This window comes from Ruminococcus gauvreauii (assembly GCF_025151995.1).
Classification (GTDB): Bacteria; Bacillota; Clostridia; order Lachnospirales; family Lachnospiraceae; genus Ruminococcus_G; species Ruminococcus_G gauvreauii.
In genome coordinates, this window is sequence record NZ_CP102290.1 from 3,794,696 (window position 1) to 3,816,280 (window position 21,585).

The 21,585-nt window shown below is 49.0% G+C and carries 24 protein-coding genes; 21 read left to right on the forward strand and 3 right to left on the reverse strand.

The annotated features are described in order from the left end of the window. Positions 1–15 precede the first annotated feature (15 nt). Positions 16–1,551: a polysaccharide biosynthesis protein gene (locus NQ502_RS17730; protein ID WP_044983296.1), complete on the reverse strand. Its 1,536-nt coding sequence runs from the start codon at positions 1,549–1,551 to the stop codon at positions 16–18. 128 nt (positions 1,552–1,679) lie between these two features. Here NQ502_RS17730 and NQ502_RS17735 point away from each other — a divergent pair, with 128 nt between their 5' ends. The 10 genes from NQ502_RS17735 to NQ502_RS17780 all read left to right on the forward strand — a co-directional run bounded on the left by NQ502_RS17735 (position 1,680) and on the right by NQ502_RS17780 (position 10,165). Then, positions 1,680–2,138: an RrF2 family transcriptional regulator gene (locus NQ502_RS17735; RefSeq protein WP_028528845.1), complete on the forward strand. Its 459-nt coding sequence runs from the start codon at positions 1,680–1,682 to the stop codon at positions 2,136–2,138. A gap of 11 nt (positions 2,139–2,149) precedes the next feature. After that, positions 2,150–3,340, forward strand: a complete 1,191-nt coding sequence (gene nifS, locus NQ502_RS17740; RefSeq protein WP_028528846.1) for a cysteine desulfurase NifS — start codon at positions 2,150–2,152, stop codon at positions 3,338–3,340. Positions 3,341–3,382: 42 nt separating this feature from the next. Further along, positions 3,383–3,826 (forward strand): Fe-S cluster assembly scaffold protein NifU, encoded by a 444-nt coding sequence (gene nifU / locus NQ502_RS17745; RefSeq protein ID WP_028528847.1) that lies wholly within the window; start codon positions 3,383–3,385, stop codon positions 3,824–3,826. Next, a complete protein-coding gene (gene mnmA / locus NQ502_RS17750; RefSeq protein WP_044983297.1) occupies positions 3,826–4,908 on the forward strand; it encodes a tRNA 2-thiouridine(34) synthase MnmA in 1,083 nt (360 codons plus the stop codon). Before nifU ends, mnmA begins: the two co-directional genes overlap by 1 nt. Beyond that, positions 4,905–5,699 carry a histidinol-phosphatase HisJ family protein gene (locus tag NQ502_RS17755; protein WP_028528849.1) on the forward strand — a complete coding sequence of 265 codons (795 nt, stop codon included), beginning with the start codon at positions 4,905–4,907 and terminating at the stop codon, positions 5,697–5,699. Before mnmA ends, NQ502_RS17755 begins: the two co-directional genes overlap by 4 nt. A 142-nt stretch (positions 5,700–5,841) precedes the next feature. Beyond that, entirely contained in the window at positions 5,842–6,855 is a 1,014-nt protein-coding gene (gene gap / locus NQ502_RS17760) for a type I glyceraldehyde-3-phosphate dehydrogenase (RefSeq protein ID WP_028528850.1), read from the forward strand. Positions 6,856–6,941: 86 nt separating this feature from the next. Continuing rightward, positions 6,942–8,147: a phosphoglycerate kinase gene (locus NQ502_RS17765; protein ID WP_028528851.1), complete on the forward strand. Its 1,206-nt coding sequence runs from the start codon at positions 6,942–6,944 to the stop codon at positions 8,145–8,147. A gap of 35 nt (positions 8,148–8,182) precedes the next feature. Beyond that, complete coding sequence (gene tpiA, locus NQ502_RS17770; protein ID WP_028528852.1) at positions 8,183–8,932, forward strand: triose-phosphate isomerase; 750 nt, start codon at positions 8,183–8,185, stop codon at positions 8,930–8,932. A 418-nt stretch (positions 8,933–9,350) separates the two neighbouring features. Continuing rightward, positions 9,351–9,806, forward strand: coding sequence for a hypothetical protein (locus NQ502_RS17775; RefSeq protein WP_028528853.1), 456 nt, complete (start codon positions 9,351–9,353; stop codon positions 9,804–9,806). Beyond that, on the forward strand, positions 9,806–10,165 hold the full coding sequence (locus NQ502_RS17780) for a YccF domain-containing protein (protein WP_028528854.1): 360 nt from the start codon (positions 9,806–9,808) through the stop codon (positions 10,163–10,165). The genes NQ502_RS17775 and NQ502_RS17780 overlap by 1 nt, the downstream gene beginning before the upstream one ends. Before the next feature lie 64 nt (positions 10,166–10,229). On the opposite strand, the gene NQ502_RS17785 is transcribed toward NQ502_RS17780, so the two are convergent. Beyond that, positions 10,230–10,841: a TetR/AcrR family transcriptional regulator gene (locus NQ502_RS17785; RefSeq protein ID WP_028528855.1), complete on the reverse strand. Its 612-nt coding sequence runs from the start codon at positions 10,839–10,841 to the stop codon at positions 10,230–10,232. Between the two features lie 185 nt (positions 10,842–11,026). On the opposite strand from NQ502_RS17785, the gene NQ502_RS17790 reads away from it, so the two are divergent. The 5 genes from NQ502_RS17790 to NQ502_RS17810 are packed head-to-tail and all read left to right on the forward strand — an operon-like array spanning position 11,027 to position 15,488. After that, positions 11,027–11,344: an SCP2 sterol-binding domain-containing protein gene (locus NQ502_RS17790; RefSeq protein WP_028528856.1), complete on the forward strand. Its 318-nt coding sequence runs from the start codon at positions 11,027–11,029 to the stop codon at positions 11,342–11,344. Positions 11,345–11,368: 24 nt separating this feature from the next. Beyond that, on the forward strand, positions 11,369–12,313 hold the full coding sequence (locus tag NQ502_RS17795) for an alpha/beta hydrolase (RefSeq protein ID WP_341349414.1): 945 nt from the start codon (positions 11,369–11,371) through the stop codon (positions 12,311–12,313). Between the two features lie 14 nt (positions 12,314–12,327). Further along, positions 12,328–13,731, forward strand: a complete 1,404-nt coding sequence (locus NQ502_RS17800; protein WP_341349415.1) for a condensation domain-containing protein — start codon at positions 12,328–12,330, stop codon at positions 13,729–13,731. A gap of 21 nt (positions 13,732–13,752) precedes the next feature. Beyond that, positions 13,753–13,980 carry an acyl carrier protein gene (locus tag NQ502_RS17805; protein WP_028528859.1) on the forward strand — a complete coding sequence of 76 codons (228 nt, stop codon included), beginning with the start codon at positions 13,753–13,755 and terminating at the stop codon, positions 13,978–13,980. 23 nt (positions 13,981–14,003) lie between these two features. Beyond that, the gene (locus NQ502_RS17810) at positions 14,004–15,488 is read left to right on the forward strand and encodes an AMP-dependent synthetase/ligase (protein WP_028528860.1); all 1,485 of its coding nucleotides are present in this window, start codon (positions 14,004–14,006) and stop codon (positions 15,486–15,488) included. Between the two features lie 70 nt (positions 15,489–15,558). Here the strand turns inward: NQ502_RS17810 and NQ502_RS17815 are convergent, their stop codons facing one another. Further along, positions 15,559–16,332: an HAD-IIA family hydrolase gene (locus NQ502_RS17815; RefSeq protein ID WP_028528861.1), complete on the reverse strand. Its 774-nt coding sequence runs from the start codon at positions 16,330–16,332 to the stop codon at positions 15,559–15,561. A gap of 186 nt (positions 16,333–16,518) precedes the next feature. On the opposite strand from NQ502_RS17815, the gene NQ502_RS17820 reads away from it, so the two are divergent. The 6 genes from NQ502_RS17820 (at position 16,519) to NQ502_RS17845 (ending at position 21,550) form a co-directional block, all read left to right on the forward strand. Beyond that, entirely contained in the window at positions 16,519–17,481 is a 963-nt protein-coding gene (locus tag NQ502_RS17820) for a substrate-binding domain-containing protein (RefSeq protein WP_028528862.1), read from the forward strand. Between the two features lie 29 nt (positions 17,482–17,510). Then, on the forward strand, positions 17,511–18,374 hold the full coding sequence (gene pstC, locus NQ502_RS17825) for a phosphate ABC transporter permease subunit PstC (protein WP_028528863.1): 864 nt from the start codon (positions 17,511–17,513) through the stop codon (positions 18,372–18,374). A 49-nt stretch (positions 18,375–18,423) separates the two neighbouring features. Then, on the forward strand, positions 18,424–19,230 hold the full coding sequence (gene pstA, locus NQ502_RS17830; RefSeq protein WP_044983301.1) for a phosphate ABC transporter permease PstA: 807 nt from the start codon (positions 18,424–18,426) through the stop codon (positions 19,228–19,230). 7 nt (positions 19,231–19,237) lie between these two features. Beyond that, positions 19,238–19,987 carry a phosphate ABC transporter ATP-binding protein PstB gene (pstB, locus tag NQ502_RS17835; RefSeq protein ID WP_028528865.1) on the forward strand — a complete coding sequence of 250 codons (750 nt, stop codon included), beginning with the start codon at positions 19,238–19,240 and terminating at the stop codon, positions 19,985–19,987. Between the two features lies 1 nt (position 19,988). Further along, entirely contained in the window at positions 19,989–20,642 is a 654-nt protein-coding gene (phoU, locus tag NQ502_RS17840; RefSeq protein WP_028528866.1) for a phosphate signaling complex protein PhoU, read from the forward strand. A gap of 113 nt (positions 20,643–20,755) precedes the next feature. After that, the gene (locus NQ502_RS17845) at positions 20,756–21,550 is read left to right on the forward strand and encodes a transporter substrate-binding domain-containing protein (protein ID WP_028528867.1); all 795 of its coding nucleotides are present in this window, start codon (positions 20,756–20,758) and stop codon (positions 21,548–21,550) included. Positions 21,551–21,585 lie beyond the last annotated feature (35 nt).

The following is a 21,585-nucleotide window of genomic DNA, read 5'->3' on the forward strand; positions in this document are numbered from 1 at the left end:
TTGTCGATGGGGAATTTATCCGCGGCTCTTACGGATGAGATTCGGAAGATGTATCAGATGGAAGGTGTTCAGCAAAAGTACGTATACAAAAGTCAGGACAACACAGGATGCGGCAAGCAGGGTGAGGGGACCGCCGGGCAGATAGTCCGATACCAGCTGCAGACTCTGGGCGCATCCCGCTGAAATCATGAGAAAGCATATGGGTTTGGCAATGGCGTCTGCCGCATGGAATACCAAGACTCCCTCGCGGTGCAGGGATATGACGCTCAGGAGAACCAGAATGATCTCGTTTGCGAGAACACCCCATAGATAGCCGAGGATTCCAAAGCGGGGAATTGCAAAAAACACGAAACATATGCGAAGCAGCAGGCCCGCCAGGCTCTGAATAAAATACAGCGTGGTCTTTCCAAGCCCGTTGATGATACTGGCCAGTGTGGTGGACAGATACATAAAAGGACAGATAAAGGAGAGAATTGCAATATAGCGTCCCGCCTCTTCGCTGTGGAAGAGAAGCGCTCCGAGACTGTCACCGTACCGGTAGAACAGTCCGAAACACAGAATGCCGAGAAACAGCCCGTACCGTATGGTCTTTTCCACAGTAAACGCAATTCTGTCTTTTTGGTTCCGGGCTTTGGATTCTGCGACGGCGGGAAGCAGCATCACGGAGACAGAATGAGTGATGGTGGAGGGAAACAGGATCAGCGGAAGCGCCATTCCTGTCAGGACGCCGTATGTACTTAAGGCTTCGCCGGAGGTCAGTCCATATAATCGCAGACAGAACGGTATCAGAACGGTCTCCACACTTCTTAAGAGGTTGAGAATGACACGGTTCGCAGTCAGCGGCAGGGAAAGCCGGAGGATTTCCGATGCGTATACCCGCACGGAAGACACCTGGCGGATGTGGTAACCTTCTTCTTTGAACTCTTTCCTCAGGAAATAGAAGACGAAGAAAAAGGCGAACAGCTCAGAGACAGCGGTACCGGCAACGGCGAGAAACGGAGATGCCGGAATGCCGTTTGCAAGCATCATGCGGAAAAATACCCAGGAGGACATGACCCGGATGCACTGTTCCAGCATCTGCTCGATGGAGGGAATTACGGTTTTCTTCTGTGCAAAGTAGTAGGAAGTGATACAGATGTGCAGCGTTCCGAATGGGATGGTAAATGACATGAGCCGAACCAGCGGAATACAGCGGGGTTCTGCCAGTATCACGCTGCAGAACCAGTCACATCCAAAGTAGACGGCCATAAAGGCCAGTATGGAAGCACAAAAAGATATGGCGCTTCCGACGATAAAAAGGTCGCGGGCGCCTTTTTTGTTTCCGGTGGCAAGCCGTGCTGCAACGCTTTTGGAAAGAGCCGTCTGGACGCCAAGGACCGTAAACGCATAGCATAGATTGAATATGGGGGAAATCAGCTGAAAGATACCCATTCCTTCTGCACCAATCGAGTGTGAGAGGAATATTCTATAGAAGAAACCGATCAATCGGCTGATCAGGCCTGCAGCGGTCAGGAGAAGGGTGCCAAAGAGGAGGCGCTGTGTTTTTGGCATGGTGACCTCCGTATTAGTCTTTAAAAAAATATATTCAGATTTCCGGCTTGACAGAACGGGGGAATGGTGATATTCTAGCCTAAGAAAACCCGAGTAATTTACTCGGGATTGAAATGGAAGGTGAGCGAGTGAAATTATCAACGAAAGGCAGATATGGTCTGAGAGCGCTGATTGACCTTGCGGTCTACAGTGAAGAGGAGGCTGTTTCCATACAGAGTATTGCCAGAAGACAGAATATTTCCGACAGTTACCTGGAACAGCTGATGCGAATGCTCAGAAAGGCGGATATCGTCGTCAGCGTCAGGGGCGCACAGGGCGGATACCGTCTTGCAAGACCGGCCACGGAAATTTCTGTGGGAGACGTGCTGCGTGCGCTGGAAGGCAGTCTTGAGGCTGTCACCTGTCCCGGAAATCAGGAGAACAACGGCTGCGAGGGCGCAGACTTATGTGTGACAAGGTATGTATGGCAAAAGATAAATGACAGTATTACACAGGCGGTGGACAGCATCATGATTGATCATCTGGCAGAGGAAAGCCGTAAGATTCAGGAGAAGGGACTGCCCCTGTCTTCAACCTGTAATAATTGAGGAGTGTTAAAATGGGAAAAATGATATATTTGGATAATGCAGCAACGACAAAAACAGCACCTGAGGTAGTGGAAGCGATGCTTCCGTACTTTTCGGAATATTATGGGAACCCGTCCAGTGTTTATGATCTGGCGGCTACCAGCAAAACAGCCATCACGAAGGCAAGGGAAGAAATCGCCGGTGTGCTGAACGCGAAGCCGGAGGAAATTTATTTTACGGCAGGAGGAAGCGAGTCGGATAACTGGGCATTGAAGGCGGCGTTTGAAGCTTACAGGGACAAAGGAAATCATATTATCACTACAAAGATTGAGCATCATGCGATCCTGCACACGTGTGAGTATCTGGAGAAGAACGGCGCGGATATCACCTACCTTGATGTAGATGAGCACGGTCTTGTGGATCTGCAGGAACTGCAGAAGGCGATCACTGAGAAGACGATTCTGATTTCCATCATGTTTGCAAATAATGAGATCGGCACCGTACAGCCGGTTGAGGAGATCGGGAGGATCGCGAAAGAACACGGCGTCCTGTTCCACACAGATGCAGTACAGGCTTTCGGACAGCTTCCCATCGATGTGGATGATTGCAATATTGATATGCTCTCGTCCAGTGCGCATAAGATCAACGGACCGAAAGGCATCGGATTTCTTTACATCCGGAAAGGTGTGAAAATCCGTTCTTTCATTCACGGCGGAGCACAGGAGAGAAAACGCCGTGCCGGAACGGAAAATGTGCCGGGGATCGTCGGATACGGATGTGCGGCGAAACGGGCTGCCGACACGATGGAAGAGCGGACACAGAAAGAATGTGAACTGCGGGATTATATGGCACAGCGGATATTGAAAGAAGTGCCCTTCACACGTCTGAATGGACATCCGTCTAAGCGCCTGCCGAACAACGTCAATATCAGTTTCCAGTTCATCGAAGGAGAATCCCTGCTGATCATGCTGGATATGGAGGGAATCTGTGCGTCGAGCGGTTCCGCCTGTACATCGGGCTCACTCGATCCGTCGCATGTGCTTCTGGCGATCGGGCTTCCGCATGAGATCGCGCATGGATCCCTGAGGCTGACGCTCAGTGACGAGACGACAAAGGATGAGATCGATACGGTGGTGGAATCAATTAAAAAGATTGTAAACCGCCTGCGGGAGATGTCTCCATTATATGAAGATTTCGTAAAAAAACAGGCGGCGGCCAGATAACAGCCGGCCGGACAAAACAGGAGAAGAATAAGGAGAAAAAACATGTACAGTGAAAAAGTAATGGATCATTTTCAGAATCCACGCAATGTAGGAGAGATAGAAAACGCCAGCGGTGTCGGGACCGTAGGAAATGCGAAATGCGGAGATATCATGCGGATCTATCTGGATATTGATGATAAGGGAATCATCAATGACTGTAAGTTTAAGACATTTGGCTGCGGTGCCGCGGTGGCAACGAGCAGCATGGCGACAGAACTTGTGAAGGGCAAACATATCGAGGAGGCCCTGAAGGTGACGAATAAAGCAGTGATGGAGGCGCTCGACGGGCTTCCGCCTGTCAAGGTACACTGCTCTCTTCTGGCGGAAGAGGCGATCCATGCGGCTCTCTGGGACTACGCAGAGAAACATCATATTCAGATTGAAGGTCTGGAAAAACCGAAATCAGATATTCATGAAGGGGAAGAAGAGGAAGAGGAAGCATATTAATGGTGAAAAAGAAAGTCGTCGTCGGCATGTCCGGAGGGGTTGATTCCTCCGTGGCAGCCTGGCTTTTGAAGGAGCAGGGATATGATGTGATCGGTGTCACCATGCAGATCTGGCAGGATGAGGAAGAGACCGTGCAGGAAGAGAATGGCGGCTGCTGCGGCCTGAGTGCAGTGGAAGACGCCAGAAGAGTTGCTGCGGCTCTCGGCATTCCTCACTATGTGATGAATTTCAAGAGAGAATTCAAAGAGCATGTGATGGATTACTTCATTGCGGAGTATCAAAGCGGAAGGACACCGAATCCATGCATCGCCTGCAACCGGTATGTGAAATGGGAATCGCTGCTCAGGAGAAGCCTTGAGATCGGTGCGGACTATATCGCGACGGGTCATTATGCGAGGATTGCACAGCTGCCAAACGGGAGATATGCAATCCAAAACTCCAGGACGGCTGCAAAGGACCAGACGTATGCCCTGTATAATCTAACGCAGGAGCAGCTGTCCCACACGCTGATGCCGGCGGGGGATTACACGAAGGACGAGATCCGAAAAATGGCAGAGGATATCGGGCTGACGGTGGCGCATAAACCGGACAGCCAGGAGATTTGTTTCGTACCGGACAATGATTATGCAAAGTTTATCGATGAGACGACAGGGGTCAGGGCAAAGCCCGGAGACTTTATCACCGCCGAAGGCGAGGTCATCGGCCGTCACAGGGGAATCACACACTATACGGTCGGTCAGCGAAAAGGGCTCGGCCTTTCGATGGGACGTCCTGTATTCGTCACGGAGATCAGACCGGAGACGAACGAAGTGGTGATCGGAGGCAGCGACGAGGTGTTTCGGAAGACGCTGCGCGCCAACCGGCTGAATTTCATGGCGGTGGAGGAGCTGAAGACAGGGGAAGAGAGGGAATTCCTCGTGAAGATCCGGTATAACCACAAGGGGGCTCCCTGCATGGTGAAGCGTACGGGTCCGGACGAGGTGCTGTGCACCTTTTTTGAACCCCAGCGTGCCGTGACTCCCGGACAGGCTGCGGTCTTCTATGAGGGAGATTACGTGGCAGGAGGAGGTACGATCCTATGATTCCTGACTATCATCTGCATACTTTCTTTTCCGGAGACAGTGAGGCGGATCCACACGTGATGGCAGACCGGGCGGCCGCGCTCGGGATGGAATCCATCTGCTTTACCGACCACATGGACACGGACAGCGAGGAGCCGGAATTCATTCTGGATACGGATGCTTATATCCCGTACATGCTGGAACTGCGCGAGGAATACAGGGAAAGACTGAAGATCAGGATCGGTGTCGAGATCGGCATGCAGCCGCATCTGGCGGACAGGCACTGGGAATATGTTAAGCAGTATCCGTTTGATTTTGTGATCGCGTCACTTCATCTGGTGGACGGAAAAGATCCGTACTATCCGGAGGTGTTTGAAGGCAGGGAAGACCGGGAAGTGTATCGAAGATATCTGGAATCCCTTCTGGAAAATGTACAGGCATTCGGCGAATTTCAGGTGCTGGGACATATCGACTACGTTGTCAGGTACGGTGTGCATAAGGCATTGCAATATGGTTATGATGAATACAGGGATGTCATAGATGCGATTCTTAAGCATATCATAGAGTCAGGCTGTGGTATGGAGATCAATACGGCAGGACTCAAAAAAGGTCTCGGTTTTCCGAATCCACACTATGATATCATCCGCAGGTACCGCGAACTGGGAGGGGAATTACTCACCCTTGGATCGGATGCACACGCTCCGGAAGATATTGGATATGACTTTCTGGCGGTTTCTGACTATTTGAGAACGGTTGGATACCGTTATGTGATGGAATTTGAAGGAAAAAGACCGTTTTTTGTACAATTGTAACAAAAATCGAATTTTAATCATGCATGAAGTTTTACTTGAATTTTTGTCACAAATTGGGTAGAATAGCAGTTAGTGAAGCTTCCCAACGTAAATCGGAGGCTCAGTACCACGATCACAGCAAAGAATTAGGAGGAAATTAAAGATGGCAGTAAAAGTAGCAATCAATGGTTTTGGACGTATCGGTCGTCTGGCATTCAGACAGATGTTTGGAGCAGAAGGTTATGAAGTAGTGGCAATCAACGATTTGACATCCCCGAAAATGCTCGCACATTTATTGAAATATGATTCTTCACAGGGCAGATATGCATTAGGCGATACGGTAACAGCCGGTGAAGATTCCATTACTGTAGACGGAAAAGAAATTAGGATCTATGCAAAAGCTGACGCTGCTGAACTTCCCTGGGGAGAGATCGGTGTTGACGTAGTTCTGGAATGCACAGGTTTCTATACATCCAAAGACAAAGCATCTGCACATATCAAGGCAGGAGCAAGAAAGGTAGTTATCTCCGCTCCGGCTGGAAATGATCTTCCTACTATTGTTTATAATGTAAATCATGATACACTGAAACCAGAAGATACCGTCATCTCCGCAGCTTCCTGTACAACAAACTGTCTGGCACCGATGGCTCAGGCTCTGAATAACCTGGCTCCGGTACAGAGCGGTATCATGAGCACGATCCACGCTTACACAGGCGATCAGATGATCCTTGACGGACCGCAGAAAAAAGGCGACCTGAGAAGATCCCGCGCAGGCGCACTGAATATCGTTCCGAACAGCACAGGTGCTGCAAAGGCGATCGGTCTGGTAATCCCGGAACTGAATGGCAAACTGATCGGTTCTGCACAGCGAGTTCCGACTCCTACCGGATCCACAACAATCCTGGTAGCAGTTGTAAAGGGAAGCGTTACCGTAGACCAGATCAACGAGGCCATGAAAAATGCAGCAACAGAATCTTTCGGATACAATGAAGAAGAGATCGTATCCAGCGATGTGATCGGCATGACATACGGTTCTCTGTTCGATGCAACACAGACGATGGTATCTCCTCTTGAAAACGGTGATACACAGGTTCAGGTTGTATCCTGGTATGACAATGAAAATTCATACGTTAGCCAGATGGTTCGCACAATCAAATTCTTCTCAGAGCTGGCTTAATCAATTTTTAAGATCCAAAGGGGTCCGGTCTTGCAGGACCGGATCCTGTTTTTATTGCACAGAAAATGATCCAAAGGAGGATTTTTATGCTGAACAAAAAATCAGTAGACGATATCAATGTAAAAGGCCGGAGAGTGCTGGTGAGATGTGATTTTAATGTACCGCTGAAAGACGGCGGAATCACTGACGAGAACAGGCTGGTTGCAGCACTGCCGACGATCAAAAAACTGATCGCAGACGGCGGACGCGTCATCCTGTGTTCCCATCTGGGCAAACCGAAGGGAGAACCGAAACCGGAACTTTCTCTTGCACCCGTAGCCGTAAGACTCTCCCAGCTGCTCGGACAGGAAGTGAAATTTGCCGCTGACCCTGAAGTAGTCGGTGCCAATGCCAAAGCGGCAGTTGAAGTGATGAAAGACGGGGACGTTATCCTGCTCGAAAACACGCGCTACCGTGCAGAAGAGACGAAAAACGGTGAGGAATTCAGCAAAGAGCTTGCATCCCTGTGCGAGGTATTCGTAAATGACGCATTTGGAACCGCACACAGGGCACACTGCTCAAACGTTGGCGTGACAAAATACGTGGATACCTGCGCTGTCGGTTATCTGATGCAGAAAGAAATTGATTTCCTCGGAAATGCGGTAAATAATCCAAACCGTCCGTTTGTAGCCATCCTGGGCGGTGCAAAAGTTGCAGATAAATTAAATGTTATTGCAAATCTGCTGGAAAAATGCGATACTTTAATTATCGGCGGCGGTATGGCATATACCTTCCTGAAAGCGAAGGGCGGACAGATCGGCACTTCACTCGTTGACGACGAAAAACTGGAATACTGCAGGGAAATGATCGAGAAGGCGGAGAAACTCGGTAAGAAATTACTGCTTCCGGTTGACACCACCATCACCAGTGAATTCCCGTCACCGATCGATGCTCCGGTTGAGACGCAGATCGTTGCTTCGGATTCCATCCCGGCAGATATGATGGGACTGGATATCGGGACTGAAACCGCCAGGATGTATGCCGAGGCTGTGAAGACGGCTAAGACAGTCGTGTGGAACGGGCCGATGGGTGTATTCGAAAACCCGATCCTGGCAAAAGGAACGATCGCTGTAGCTGAGGCGCTTGCTGAGACGGATGCGACAACGATCATCGGGGGCGGTGATTCTGCAGCAGCAGTCAATCAGCTGGGCTTTGGTGACAAGATGTCACATATCTCCACAGGCGGCGGGGCATCCCTTGAATTCCTGGAGGGAAAAGAACTCCCGGGCGTAGCCGCAGCAGATAATCGCTAGTACGAACCAAAAAAACGTGAAAAGAGGATAAGAAAATGGCAAGAAGAAAAATTATTGCAGGTAACTGGAAAATGAATATGACTCCGAGTGAGGCTGTTGAGCTGGTGAATACACTGAAACCGCTCGTTGCCAGTGACGATGTGGACGTTGTGTTCTGCGTGCCGGCTATCGATATCATTCCGGTTATCGAAGCATGTAAGGGAAGCAACATCGAAGTAGGTGCGGAGAACATGTACTTCGAGGAGAAAGGCGCTTACACAGGAGAGATCTCTCCTGCCATGCTGACAGATGTCGGAGTAAAATATGTTGTTCTGGGCCATTCCGAGAGAAGAGAATACTTTGCTGAGACGAATGAAACCGTGAACAAAAAGATGCTGAAAGCGTTCGAACACGGCATTACACCGATCATGTGCTGCGGTGAATCTCTGGAACAGAGAGAGCAGGGCGTGACCATGGACTTCATTCGCCAGCAGGTTAAAGTCGGATTCTTAAACGTAACTGCAGACCAGGCAAAGACGGCTGTCATCGCATATGAGCCGATCTGGGCGATCGGAACCGGCAAAACCGCGACTACGGAGCAGGCACAGGAAGTATGTGCAGCGATCCGTGCATGCATCGCTGAGATCTATGATGAGGCGACTGCAGAAGCGATCCGTATCCAGTACGGCGGATCTGTAAACGCTGCTACAGCACCGGAACTGTTTGCACAGGCAGACATCGACGGCGGCCTGGTAGGCGGCGCAGCACTGAAACCAGATTTCGGTAAGATCGTAAATTATAAGTAACAGTTCACGACGGCGGGGAAATTGGTGCAGAAAGCTGCATCAAGCTTGCTTGTCAGTCGCTTTTACGCACCAATTTCCACATCGGATGAACATCCGATGCTTCTTGACCGTCTTTTTCGGTCAAGAAGATGCGCCGTCCTGATTAGTTACAATTAAGAATCCTTTGACATGAACAGGGTAATATGATATAATCATATCTGATAAAAGGGAGTAGCCGAACACCGAAAGGTGGGTTTTAAATCGTCACCCGCTGCCGAGAGGCAGCCGTATAAAATGAGATGTGCAAGACTTTTATCGTGACAGATCGTCATGATAAGGGTCTTTTTTGATTCAAAGGAATACCTTTTGCGGACCACATGGCATGCCGGAATCTGTCACGCACAAAACAGGCAAAAATGACAGAAAAGGAGAATGAAGTATGCTGGGAAAAGAACAGATAACAGAGATCAGAGAAGCCATGGAGGCGGGACGGTGTGCGCTTGGCAGTCTGGAAATAGCGCAGGAAAGTCTGAAAAGCGCAGGAAACTGGGGCATCTTCGACATGCTGGGCGGAGGTTTCTTCAGCACCATGGTCAAACACTCGAAGATCGAAGATTCACAGAGTGCACTGGATGAGGCGAAATATCATCTGGGAAGGCTTCGGGATGAACTCAGGGATATCGAGGTGCCGCTGGATCTCCGGATGGATGTCAATGAGTTTTTGACATTTGCCGATTTTTTCTTCGACGGACTCGTCGCCGACTGGATGGTGCAGTCCAGAATCACGGATGCCAGAGAACAGGTTGATGATGCGATGCAAAAAGTACAGATGATCATGGATGATCTGAAACGCTGGGAACAGAATTTATTGTTGGAAGACAGGAGGAATGACTGATGGGATGTCTGGGTAATTTGTTATGGTTCATATTTGGGGGTTTTTTAAGCGGACTCAGCTGGTGTGCAGCCGGACTGCTGTGGTGTATTACGATCGTAGGAATACCGGTTGGTGTTCAGTGCTTCAAATTTGCATCGCTCAGCTTCTTCCCCTTCGGAAAAGAAGTGCGGTACGGCGGAGGTGCGGGGAGCATGATCCTGAACATCATCTGGCTGATTGTTTCCGGAATACCTCTGGCGCTTGAGCATCTGGCTCTTGGAGCTCTGCTGTGTATCACGATCATTGGGATTCCGTTCGGCATGCAGCAGTTTAAACTGGCGAAGCTGGCTCTGATGCCGTTTGGAAGTGAAGTCTATTAAGAATATAAAAGGCAGTTTCCGTGGAAAGCATCCGCAGAAACTGCCTTTTAACCTTGGCATCATGTCATTGCTGGAGAAACTGCAGACTCTTCATGCTGATGCCCATACTCTTGGACTGCATAAGAGAAAATGCATGCAAAAGATTCCTGATTTCATCCGTAGTGGAAGGGATGATATGATTGTCCAGCTTCACAGTCATCACGATCAGGACGATTTCTGCGATCTCATCCGGGTAGTCACACTGGATCAGGCCCTCATAATTTCCCTGTCTGATAATGTCAGACAGAATAGGTTTCAGATTTCTGATCAAAAAGGTCATGAATTTCTGATGAATCAATGCGCTCTGCTGTATCTCGATAAAACTTCCGCATTCTTCCTGCCGCTTCAATTCGGAAGAAGCTTCCAGGCACGCACGAAATATGATTTCCATCTTGGCAAAGGCGTCAATGTCTGTGGAACTGACCAGCTCTTTGCTCTTTCTTATGGCCATCGAGTAGGAACGCTCGATAACGGCCTCGATAATATCATTCTTAGATTCAAAATAGTAGTAGATACTTCCTTTTCCAATCCCCGCTTTTTCGGCAATATCGCTGACGGAAATCGCACGGTTTGATGTTTCGTTCATCAATTCCTGCATGGCGTCCAGGATCAGGTCTCTTTTGTTGTTATTCTGCATAAAAATCTCCTTTCAGAAGTCCGTCATTTTATAAGTATAGCAGATATCCGGAGAAAACACCATACTTGACTGGCGGTCGAAAAAGTGGTAGAGTAAGCCCATGATCAAATTCGACCAACGGTCGAAAAAAGTCAGTTTACGCCGGGATAAAAGTACAGCGGCGGATATAGGAGGAAGAAACGGTTATGACGTTTGAAGAAGTATATGAAAAAGCAAAAGCAATTTTTATGAAGGCAGATGTGAGTCAGATCTCAGAACATCTGGCTTTCCAGTTCAATATCACGGGTGAGGGTGAGGGCGCGTTTTATGCAGAGGTAAACGACGGTGCTTTGAGCGTAGAGCCTTATGAGTATTATGACAGAGACGCGGTTTTCACCTGTACGGCGGAAACACTGTTTAAGATCGCTGAGGGGAAATCGGATCCCGTCATGGCATTTACATTGGGAAAACTGAAGGTGGATGGAAGTATCGAGAAAGCACTCAGCATACAGAAACTGATTTAACCTGATCCAAAAATGGAGGGATTTATGATGGAAGTATGGAAATGGGCGGCAGGTCTTGGAACTGTTACAGCGGCGGCAGAGTATGGTATCGCGGAATACTTTTTTCGCCGGACGATGATTCGTAGCAATGCCAAAAGGGACCGCACACAAAAGATGGCAGGGACTGCATGGGATGCATATATTCCGAGGATCAGAGCGTGCCGCAGCTGGCTGATGGAGAGAAAAAAAGAAAATGTATTCATACGGTCCCGGGATGGACTGAAACTGTTCGGCACGTATTTTCCGTCAGAGGAGTCAGACAGGACATTTCTATGTTTCCACGGGTATACAAGCGAAGGGCTGAATGACTTTCCGTGTATCGCCAGGTTTTATCTGGAAAAGGGATACAACGTGCTTCTCGCGGACGAACGGGCGCATGGCCAAAGTGAAGGTACATACATCGGTTTCGGATGCCTGGACCGATGGGACGCAGTAGAATGGATACGGTATCTGCTCGGCCGCTTCGGACAGGAACAGGAGATCTTTCTTCACGGAATGTCCATGGGCGGTGCTACAGTACTGATGGCAAGCGGACTGAGGCTTCCGCTGCAGGTGAAGGGGATTGTCTCCGACTGTGGGTTTACATCGGCGTGGGAGGTTTTTACTTCTGTACTGAATCATATGTATCATATGCCGGCGTTTCCGATCCTTCAGATATCGGACAGACTGGTAAAAAAACGCGCCGGATATGGGCTGGCAGAATGTAATTCTGCTGAAGAGGTAAAAAAAGCCACGGTACCGATCCTCATGATTCACGGGGATGCGGACACGTTTGTTCCGTGCTGGATGTGTGAGGAAATCTATCGCAGCTGTGCATCCCCAAAGCAGAAACTGATCATCAAAGGAGCCTCCCACGCAGAGGCATATTATAAAAATACCGTTGCATATGAGCGTGCTGTGAATTCGTTTCTTGATATGCTAAAACGGTGAGGAGGTTTAATTCTATGATGAAAACGAGAAAAGGTTATAAGGTATATCCGCTGACGGCAGCGCAGAAGCTTCATTATTACTGTCTGAAATACTGTCCCAAAAAGCAGGTGCTGAATATCGGAAGCAGCCTGACCATTGAACAGGATCTGGACTGGGCTGCGCTGAAAGAAGCTGTATATCAGGCATATGACCGCTGTGAATCCATGCGGCTGCGTTTTGCGGAAGATAAAGAGGGAAATGTCTATCAATACGTGGTAGATAAGGAAGAACGGGAGATTGAACATTTTGATTTTACGGGATGGCAGGAATGCCATGCGAGGGATAAACTGGTCGAATGGACGGAAACACCGTTTGAACCGTTTGATTCACCCAGAAATCGTGTTGTTATGATTAAAATGCCGGATGGTTTTCAGGGAATCTATCTGCTCGTGGATCATCTGACGATGGATGCACAGTCACTGATCGTATTCCTGAAGGATGTGATCGAAATCTACTGTAACATGAAATACGAGGGGATCGATTATCCGAGACCCATGGCTTCTTATATTAAACAGCTCGAAAAAGACCTGGCGTATGAACAGGGAAGCGAGAGCGCCAGACGGGACAGAGAATTCTTTGAAAAGCTGATCGCGTCCTCAGAACCGATTTTTGCAGACATTTATGGTCCTGCGAAACTGGAAAAGGAAAGACTGGAAAAAAATAAGCCGGATATGCGTGCGGCTACGAACACTTCCTCCAACGTGGAGGCAAATATCACAACCTTCCATCTGGAGGCGGAGCCGTCGATGCAGCTGCTGAGGTTCTGCGAACAGAACAGAGTCTCCATGGTCTGTCTGCTGATGATGGGACTGCGCACGTTCCTGCAGAAGGAAAATGACCTGGATGACATTTCCATCACGACAACCATAGCGAGAAGGGCGACACTGACAGAGAAGAAATGCGGAGGTTCCAGGATCCACTGTTTCCCGTTTCGGACAGTCATTCCGCGGAGGGATACCTTTATGGAAGGGATGTTAAAGATACGTGACGGTCAGAATCAGTATTTCCGTCATGCAAATTACAACCCGGTGGATTATTACGGATTTCGTAAACAGTACTATGATCTGCCGGATGGGCAGACGTATGAACCGATGAGTCTGACGTATCAGCCGATGAGCCTGAAGACAGGCGGTCTGGAACGGCTGGGAGATATTCGGTATAAGACGGAGCGGTATACGAACGGTGCTGCAGCGCACACGCTGTATCTGACGGTTATGCACCGGGCGGAGGACAATGGTCTGGATTTCGGATTTGAGTACCAGACGGGTGTCGTTACTCCGGAACATCTGGAATATATTTATTATTATCTGTGTAAAATACTGTTTTGCGGGATCGCGGATCCACAGGCGACAGTGGGCAGTATCATAGAGTCAGTATAAAAATAAGAGGAGGAAGACGATATGCTGGAACAATTAAAGGACATTATCTGTGAATATGTGGAAGTTGAAAAGAAGGATATCAGTGAGGATTCCAGATTTATGGAAGACCTGGGGTTCAACTCCTATGATTTCATGGCGATGGTAGGAGAGATCGAAGAGGCATTTGACATCGAGGTTGTGGAACGGGAAGTGGTGAATGTTAAAACGGTCGGCGACGCAGTGAAATATATCAGAGAGCTGCAGGAGTAATCGAAAACGGGGGAGGAAGCAAAATGCCGGTAAAAACAATGAAAGATGTGATCGACCACGCAGCCTGCACTTACGGAAGTCAGGATGCGGTTCGGTACAAAGTCAGAAAAGAAGTCGTCAGTAAGAGTTACCAGGATGTAAAGCGTGACAGCGAGTCTGTCAGCTGTATCTTAAAAAGTCTGAATATGCTGGGAAAACATGTGGCACTGATCGGACCCACCAGCTATGAGTGGATCATCAGCTACTTTGGTGTCGTGAACTCTCAGAGTGTTGTCGTTCCGGTGGATGTACAGCTTCCGGCGGAGGAAGTCTGTGAACTGCTGGAGCGGGCAGGGGTCAGCATCCTGATCTATGACGAGCTGCGCGCCGATGTTGCAGGCATGGTGCAGGAGAGATGTCCCGGACTTTCTCACGTGATCTCCATGCAGTCAGACCTTCCCGGACTTTTGGAAAAAGAGGGCGGAAGCTTTTCGATTCCGATTGATGAGGAGAAGCTGTGTGCTATTTTGTTTACATCGGGTACAACAGGAAAAAGCAAAGGTGTCATGCTGAACCACCGAAACCTGACGGAAAATGCGGTTTCTGTGGACATGAAAATCCCGGCAGGTACCGTTTCCATGACACTGCTTCCGATCCACCATGCGTACTGCTTTACGATGGACATCTTAAAAGCACTCTACATAGGGATCATCATCTGCATCAACGATTCCATCATGCACGTGGCAAGAAATATGAAGCTGTTCAAGCCGGAGATCGTGCTTCTCGTTCCGATGGTGATCGAGTCCATCTATGCAAAACTGCAGGATGCAGGACCTCTGATTCCGAAGAAAATGGCGGCGAAAGCAGCATTTGGAGGACGGCTTCGCACGATATGCAGCGGCGGCGCGTATCTGGATCCGGAATATATCGATAAGTTTAAAGACTATGGAATTACCATTCTTCAAGGGTATGGAATGACGGAATGTTCCCCGGTCATCAGTACCAATCTGGAATGGGCAGCGAAGAAAAATTCCGTCGGCAGGCTGCTTCCGAACTGTGAGGCAAAGATTGTCGATGATGAGATCTGGGTACGCGGTTCCAGCGTCATGATGGGATACTATCACATGCCGGAGGAGACGGCGCAGACCCTGGAGGACGGGTGGCTGAAAACCGGAGATCTGGGGTATGTGGATGAGGATGGATTTGTTTTCATCACAGGAAGGAAGAAGAATCTGATCATCCTTGCCAATGGTGAGAATGTGTCACCGGAAGAGCTGGAGAATCGGCTGCTGAAGAACAACCTTATCAAAGAGATTATCGTCAGCGAGTATCCGGGCGGTATCCAGGCTGAAGTCTTTCCTGATGAAGAGTATGCGAAAAAGAAACGCATCAGAGATATCACGGCGGCAATTCAGGAGATTATCGATGATTTTAATCAGGGTATGCCTGTGTTCAAGCGGATCAGCCGTCTGAGTATCCGTGATACAGAGTTTGAAAAAACGCCTTCCAAAAAGATCAAACGTCCTTAACAGTTACAATAACATGAAAGCAGATTTTCAACCGTTTTGCGGATTTGAAAATCTGCTTTTTTCCTGTGCATTATTCAGGAATATCTCTGACGCCGTCCAGGATCAGACGCGGACGGTACGGATACTGTTTGACATCTTCCCGAGTCATCACGCCGGAGAGTACGAGTACCGTGTCCAGTCCGGATTCAACACCTGCAATGATATCGGTATCCATGCGGTCGCCGATGATCGCGGCATCTTCGGAGTGAACGCCCAGCATCCGAAGCCCTGTACGCATCATCAGAGGATTCGGCTTGCCGACGTAGTATGCCGATTTCCCGGTCGTCAGCTCTATGGGAGCTACGAATGCGCGGCAGGCGGGGATGATACCATTCTCCGAAGGTCCGGTCAGATCATAGTTCGTGCCGATCAGGCGGGCGCCTTTTTCAATCAGTTTGACAGCGTGCAGGATACTGTCGTAGTTATAATTTCTCGTCTCGCCGATCACGACGTAATCAGGGTCGACATCATTGATCGTAATACCGGATTCATACAGCGCGTTCAGAAGTCCCGGAGCGCCGATCACATATGCACTGCAGCCCGGTGACTGTGTGCTCAAAAATTTCGCGGTTGCAAGTGCGCTGGTGTAAAAGTGACTCTCATCTACATCAAGTCCCATGCGTGCCAGCTTTTGCTGCAGCTCTCTTGGGGAGCGTTCGCTGGAATTTGTCAGGAACAGAAAACGTTTTTCTTTTTCATATAGCCAGTTCACGAACTCCTGGACACCGGGCAGCAGGATATTGCCATGGTAGATCACACCATCCATGTCACAGATAAATCCTTTTTTCTCTCTTAATCTTTCCATATAAGTCTCCTCTTTGATTGTTTGCTGTTGTCCTCATTGTACCGTGTTAAAAGGAACAGTGCAACGCATAACCGGTGATTTAACTAAAATTTTACATACGTTTTACCGGACGATGATGATGCATTTTACAATAGAAATTGTAAGATAAGACTTGTAAATCGAAGAGATAAAGGAGAGAAGATTATTATGAAGAGATCTATCGTAGCATTAATGACAACAATTATTATCGGCAGCACAATATTAGCAGGATGCGCAGGCAATGACGCATCGGCAGATTCAGAATCTAATACAGCGGATACAACGCAGGAAGCAGCAGCCGGGGATGAGACAGGTACAGAAGATACCGGTAAAGATACTTCGGCAGGCGGGGCATCCGGACCGATCACGATCGTCTCAAGAGAAGACGGTTCCGGTACACGCGGTGCTTTTGTGGAACTGTTCGGGATCGAAGAAGAAATAAACGGCGAAAAGGTCGATATGACAACCGAAGAAGCCAAGATCACAAACAGTACCTCTGTCATGATGACAACGGTACAGGGTGACGTGAATGCGATCGGCTATATTTCACTCGGTTCATTGAACGATACGGTAAAAGCTGCCAGAATCGACGGAGCGGAGGCGACTGCAGAGAATATCGAAAGCGGCTCTTATAAGGTTGTCCGTCCGTTCAACGTTGCGGCAAAGGAAGACTTAAGTGAGGCGGCAGCGGATTTCATGGCCTTTATCATGAGCACTGAGGGTCAGGCGGTAGTCGAAGAAAACGGATACATCCCGGTGAGCGATGTGGAAGCATATGCAGGGAACAAACCGGCGGGTAAAGTGGTCGTAGCAGGCTCTTCTTCCGTGACACCGGTTATGGAAAAATTAAAGGAGGCATACGCAGCAGTGAATCCGGATGCTGAGATCGAGGTACAGCAGAGTGATTCAACGACAGGCATGCAGTCTGCAATCGACGGATTATGTGACATCGGTATGGCATCCCGTGAATTAAAAGACAGCGAGACCAAGGCAGGCCTTGTTCCGACCGCGATCGCTCAGGATGGTATTGCAGTGATCGTAAACAATGACAGCGGCATCGACGAACTGACAAGTGACCAGGTAAAAGGAATCTACACAGGCGAAGTCCTGGACTGGGAAGACCTGAACTGATCATCCCCCGGGGAAGGTGAGGAAAGTATATGAATCAATTCAAAGAAACAGCAATGAAAATTGTCTTTCTGATCGCAGCCTGTACATCCGTATTAGCAGTTGCACTGATCTGTGTATTTCTTTTCGCAAACGGAATACCCGCGATCGGGGAGATTGGAATTGGCAATTTCCTTCTGGGGGAACTCTGGAAACCTTCCAATCATCTGTACGGAATACTGCCCATGATACTGGGCAGTATTTATGTGACAGCGGGAGCAATCATTCTGGGGGTGCCGGTTGCATTATTTACATCTGTTTTTATGGCAAGATACTGTCCGAAAAAAATTTATCCGTTTCTGCAGTCGGCAATCAACCTTCTGGCTGGAGTCCCGTCTGTCGTCTATGGCTTCTTCGGTCTGATCGTGATCGTTCCCATGATCCACAGGATATCGGGGAGGGATGGGAGTACGATGCTGGCGGCCTCCGTACTGCTGGCCATCATGATCCTGCCGACGATCATCGGAGTGACAGAGTCCGCACTCAGAAGTGTTCCGGACAGTTATTACGAAGGCTCACTGGCGCTGGGAGCAACGCATGAGCGCAGCGTGTTTTTCACGATCGTCCCGGCAGCTAAATCCGGAATCGTAGCCGGTATCGTACTCGGTATCGGACGCGCAGTCGGTGAGACGATGGCGGTCATCATGGTAGCTGGAAATCAGGCGCGTATGCCGGCGGGACTGTTTCGCGGTGTCCGCACACTGACGGCAAATATTGTAATGGAAATGGGATACGCGGCAGACCTTCACCGGGAAGCACTGATTGCAACGGGAGTTGTACTGTTTGTATTTATCATGCTGATCAATCTGGCGGTATCGCTGCTGAACAGGAGGACTTACAGTGGAAGTGAAAGCTAGGAATTATCAGTCATTATCTCAAAAATTAAAAGCCTATACGAAGAGTCCCATGTCGGCGTTTCTGGCAGCGCTCGTAATGATCTGTACTGCAGTTACATTCTTTGTACTGCTGTTTCTCGTTGCATTTATTCTTGTCAGAGGAGTGCGCTTCCTGACACCGGATTTATTTTCGTTCACCTATACATCGGACAATGCGTCATTGATGCCGGCACTTATCAACACGCTGACGATGACGGCGCTATCTCTGGTGATCGCAGTGCCGATCGGTGTGGCTTCTGCCATCTTTCTGGTGGAATATTCCGGCCGGGGCAGCAAACTGGTCGGAATCATCCGGGTCACAGCGGAGACACTTTCCGGTATCCCGTCGATTGTATACGGACTGTTTGGACTTCTGTTTTTTGCGACGACATTGAGATGGGGATTTTCCCTGCTGTCGGGTTCCTTTACGGTGGTCATCATGATACTGCCGCTGATTATGAGAACGACAGAGGAGGCGTTAAAAGCGGTTCCGGTCTCGTTCCGGGAAGCCAGTTTCGGACTGGGAGCGGGTAAACTCAGGACAATATTTAAGATCGTACTCCCGTCCGCGGTACCAGGTATTCTGGCGGGCATTATTCTGGCGACGGGGCGAATCGTCGGAGAGACGGCGGCACTTATTTATACGGCAGGTACGGTGGCACAGATTCCATCCAGCCTGATGGGATCGGGCAGAACGCTGGCAGTACATATGTATGCATTGTCCAGCGAAGGGCTGTATATGGATCAGGCATATGCGACGGCAGTCGTGCTTCTTGTGATCGTACTTGCGATCAACTGGCTGTCCGGAAGGATCGCGAAACGCATTGCGAAAGGATAAGAACGAAATGGACAAAATATCAATAGAAAATATGAATCTGTACTACGGCGATTTTCACGCGCTCAAAGATGTGAACCTGCACCTTCCGGAAAAACAGATCACGGCATTTATCGGACCTTCCGGCTGCGGAAAGTCCACGCTTTTAAAATCTCTGAACAGAATGAATGACCTTGTCGGCGGGTGTAAGATTACAGGTGATATCAAACTGGACGGAGAGGACATCTATGGAAACATGGATGTCAATCTTCTGAGAAAACGCGTCGGTATGGTGTTTCAGAAACCGAATCCATTTCCGATGAGTATTTATGATAATATTGCATATGGACCGAGAACACACGGTATCCATGCTAAAGCAAAACTGGATGAGATCGTGGAACAGTCCCTGCAGGGAGCCGCAATCTGGGATGAGGTGAAGGACCGTCTGAAAAAGAGTGCACTCGGATTGTCCGGCGGGCAGCAGCAGCGTATCTGTATCGCCCGGGCACTTGCGGTGCAGCCGGAAGTCCTTCTGATGGATGAACCAACCTCTGCATTAGACCCCATTTCCACCTCGAAAATTGAAGACCTGGCAGTCGATCTGAAACAGAATTACACGATTATCATGGTCACGCATAATATGCAGCAGGCTGCCCGCATCTCAGACAAAACGGCATTCTTTCTCCTTGGTGAAGTTGTGGAATACAATGATACAGATGCTCTGTTTGCGTCACCGCAGGATAAGAGGACAGAGGATTATATTACAGGGAGGTTTGGATAATATGCGCAAATACTTTGATCTGCAGCTGAAGCAGCTGCATCAGGAACTAAAGGAGATGGGAGGTCTGTGCCAGATCGTGATATCGGAGACATACCAGCTCCTGAGCAAGGGAGACCGTGAAGTCATCAAGTCGATCGTGGTGCAGGAGGACCAGATGAATCAGAAAGAGCGTGACATTGAGGCACTCTGCATGAAGCTGCTGCTCAAACAGCAGCCGGTGGCTACGGACCTGAGAAAGGTTTCCGCTGCGCTGAAGATGATCACAGATATGGAGCGCATCGGAGATCAGGCGCTCGACATAGCGGAAATCGTGGAGACGGGAACCATCCTAGAGGCCGACGGCGGCAGGCTTCTGGGAAAGATGGCAGAAGCCACGATGGAAATGGTGTCCAGGAGCATCGAGGCATACGTGGAACAGAATCTGGAAAAGGCACAGGAAGTTATCCAGTCGGATGACGTCGTGGATGAGCTGTTTGTCCAGGTGAGAGAGAGCCTGGTGAATCGTCTGGGGGGCACAGGTGATGACAATGACAGAATCCTTGATTTTTTAATGATTGCAAAATATTACGAGCGAATCGGTGACCACGCGACCAATATTGCGGAATGGGTCGAGTTTTCCATTCTCGGGAGGCACCGAAACGGCAAAGAGGCATAGATAAGGCTTAGTAAAATTCACCAAAAACGTAACAAAACTCCTGTTTTTGTTGATATTTGTGAAAGAACTGCTATAATAGTTAACAGATTACAGCGAAATCAGGAGGATAAGTAATGAAAAAGATATTGGTATTGGCATTAACCGCCGTGATGGCCTTTTCACTTGCAGCTTGCGGTGGTTCTAAAAAAGAGAACACGGTCAATTCAGTGGATGATCTTGCAGGCAAGAAGATCGGGGTTCAGCTTGGCACAACGGGTGATATCTACGCCAGTGACTTTGCGGAGGAAAACGAGGGAACGCAGGTCGAACGGTTCAGCAAGGGCATGGATGCTGTCCAGTCTGTGAAACAGGGGAAACTCGACTGTGTGATCATCGATGCTCAGCCGGCAAAGGCGTTCGTGGAGAAAAATGATGATCTGAAGATTCTGGACGATCCGTTTGAGTTGGAAGAATATGCGATTGCGCTGAAAAAAGACAACACAGAGCTGAAAGACAAGATCAATGCTGCACTGGCTGAACTGAAAGAGGACGGGACTCTGGATTCTATCGCCAGCAATTACATCGGCGATGACACAAAGGGAAAATCTCCGTATGAATCTCCGGCAGACACAGACCGCTCCAACGGAAAACTGGTAATGGCGACCAATGCAGCTTTCGAACCGTATGAATACTACGAGAATAACACCATTGTCGGACTGGATGTCGATATGGCGCAGGCAATCGCAGACAAACTTGGCATGGAACTGAAAGTTGAGGACATGGAATTCGATTCCATCATCACTGCCGTACAGTCCGGAAAAGCCGATATCGGTGTGGCCGGGATGACAGTGACAGAAGACCGTCTGAAAAATGTTGATTTCACGGATTCTTACACAACGGCAACACAGGTTATTATCGTAAGAAAATAGTTAGACTGTATTAACAGGGCTGTTACTTTTTAGCG

Bases quoted from the DNA above. Each gene is read 5' to 3' on its own strand.
- NQ502_RS17730 (WP_044983296.1), bottom strand. From the start codon at position 1,551: ATGCCAAAAACACAGCGCCTCCTCTTTGGCACCCTTCTCCTGACCGCT.
- nifS (WP_028528846.1), top strand. From the start codon at position 2,150: ATGGGAAAAATGATATATTTGGATAATGCAGCAACGACAAAAACAGCA.
- nifU (WP_028528847.1), top strand. From the start codon at position 3,383: ATGTACAGTGAAAAAGTAATGGATCATTTTCAGAATCCACGCAATGTA.
- mnmA (WP_044983297.1), top strand. From the start codon at position 3,826: ATGGTGAAAAAGAAAGTCGTCGTCGGCATGTCCGGAGGGGTTGATTCC.
- NQ502_RS17755 (WP_028528849.1), top strand. From the start codon at position 4,905: ATGATTCCTGACTATCATCTGCATACTTTCTTTTCCGGAGACAGTGAG.
- gap (WP_028528850.1), top strand. From the start codon at position 5,842: ATGGCAGTAAAAGTAGCAATCAATGGTTTTGGACGTATCGGTCGTCTG.
- NQ502_RS17765 (WP_028528851.1), top strand. From the start codon at position 6,942: ATGCTGAACAAAAAATCAGTAGACGATATCAATGTAAAAGGCCGGAGA.
- tpiA (WP_028528852.1), top strand. From the start codon at position 8,183: ATGGCAAGAAGAAAAATTATTGCAGGTAACTGGAAAATGAATATGACT.
- NQ502_RS17775 (WP_028528853.1), top strand. From the start codon at position 9,351: ATGCTGGGAAAAGAACAGATAACAGAGATCAGAGAAGCCATGGAGGCG.
- NQ502_RS17780 (WP_028528854.1), top strand. From the start codon at position 9,806: ATGGGATGTCTGGGTAATTTGTTATGGTTCATATTTGGGGGTTTTTTA.
- NQ502_RS17785 (WP_028528855.1), bottom strand. From the start codon at position 10,841: ATGCAGAATAACAACAAAAGAGACCTGATCCTGGACGCCATGCAGGAA.
- NQ502_RS17790 (WP_028528856.1), top strand. From the start codon at position 11,027: ATGACGTTTGAAGAAGTATATGAAAAAGCAAAAGCAATTTTTATGAAG.
- NQ502_RS17795 (WP_341349414.1), top strand. From the start codon at position 11,369: ATGATGGAAGTATGGAAATGGGCGGCAGGTCTTGGAACTGTTACAGCG.
- NQ502_RS17800 (WP_341349415.1), top strand. From the start codon at position 12,328: ATGATGAAAACGAGAAAAGGTTATAAGGTATATCCGCTGACGGCAGCG.
- NQ502_RS17805 (WP_028528859.1), top strand. From the start codon at position 13,753: ATGCTGGAACAATTAAAGGACATTATCTGTGAATATGTGGAAGTTGAA.
- NQ502_RS17810 (WP_028528860.1), top strand. From the start codon at position 14,004: ATGCCGGTAAAAACAATGAAAGATGTGATCGACCACGCAGCCTGCACT.
- NQ502_RS17815 (WP_028528861.1), bottom strand. From the start codon at position 16,332: ATGGAAAGATTAAGAGAGAAAAAAGGATTTATCTGTGACATGGATGGT.
- NQ502_RS17820 (WP_028528862.1), top strand. From the start codon at position 16,519: ATGAAGAGATCTATCGTAGCATTAATGACAACAATTATTATCGGCAGC.
- pstC (WP_028528863.1), top strand. From the start codon at position 17,511: ATGAATCAATTCAAAGAAACAGCAATGAAAATTGTCTTTCTGATCGCA.
- pstA (WP_044983301.1), top strand. From the start codon at position 18,424: ATGTCGGCGTTTCTGGCAGCGCTCGTAATGATCTGTACTGCAGTTACA.
- pstB (WP_028528865.1), top strand. From the start codon at position 19,238: ATGGACAAAATATCAATAGAAAATATGAATCTGTACTACGGCGATTTT.
- phoU (WP_028528866.1), top strand. From the start codon at position 19,989: ATGCGCAAATACTTTGATCTGCAGCTGAAGCAGCTGCATCAGGAACTA.
- NQ502_RS17845 (WP_028528867.1), top strand. From the start codon at position 20,756: ATGAAAAAGATATTGGTATTGGCATTAACCGCCGTGATGGCCTTTTCA.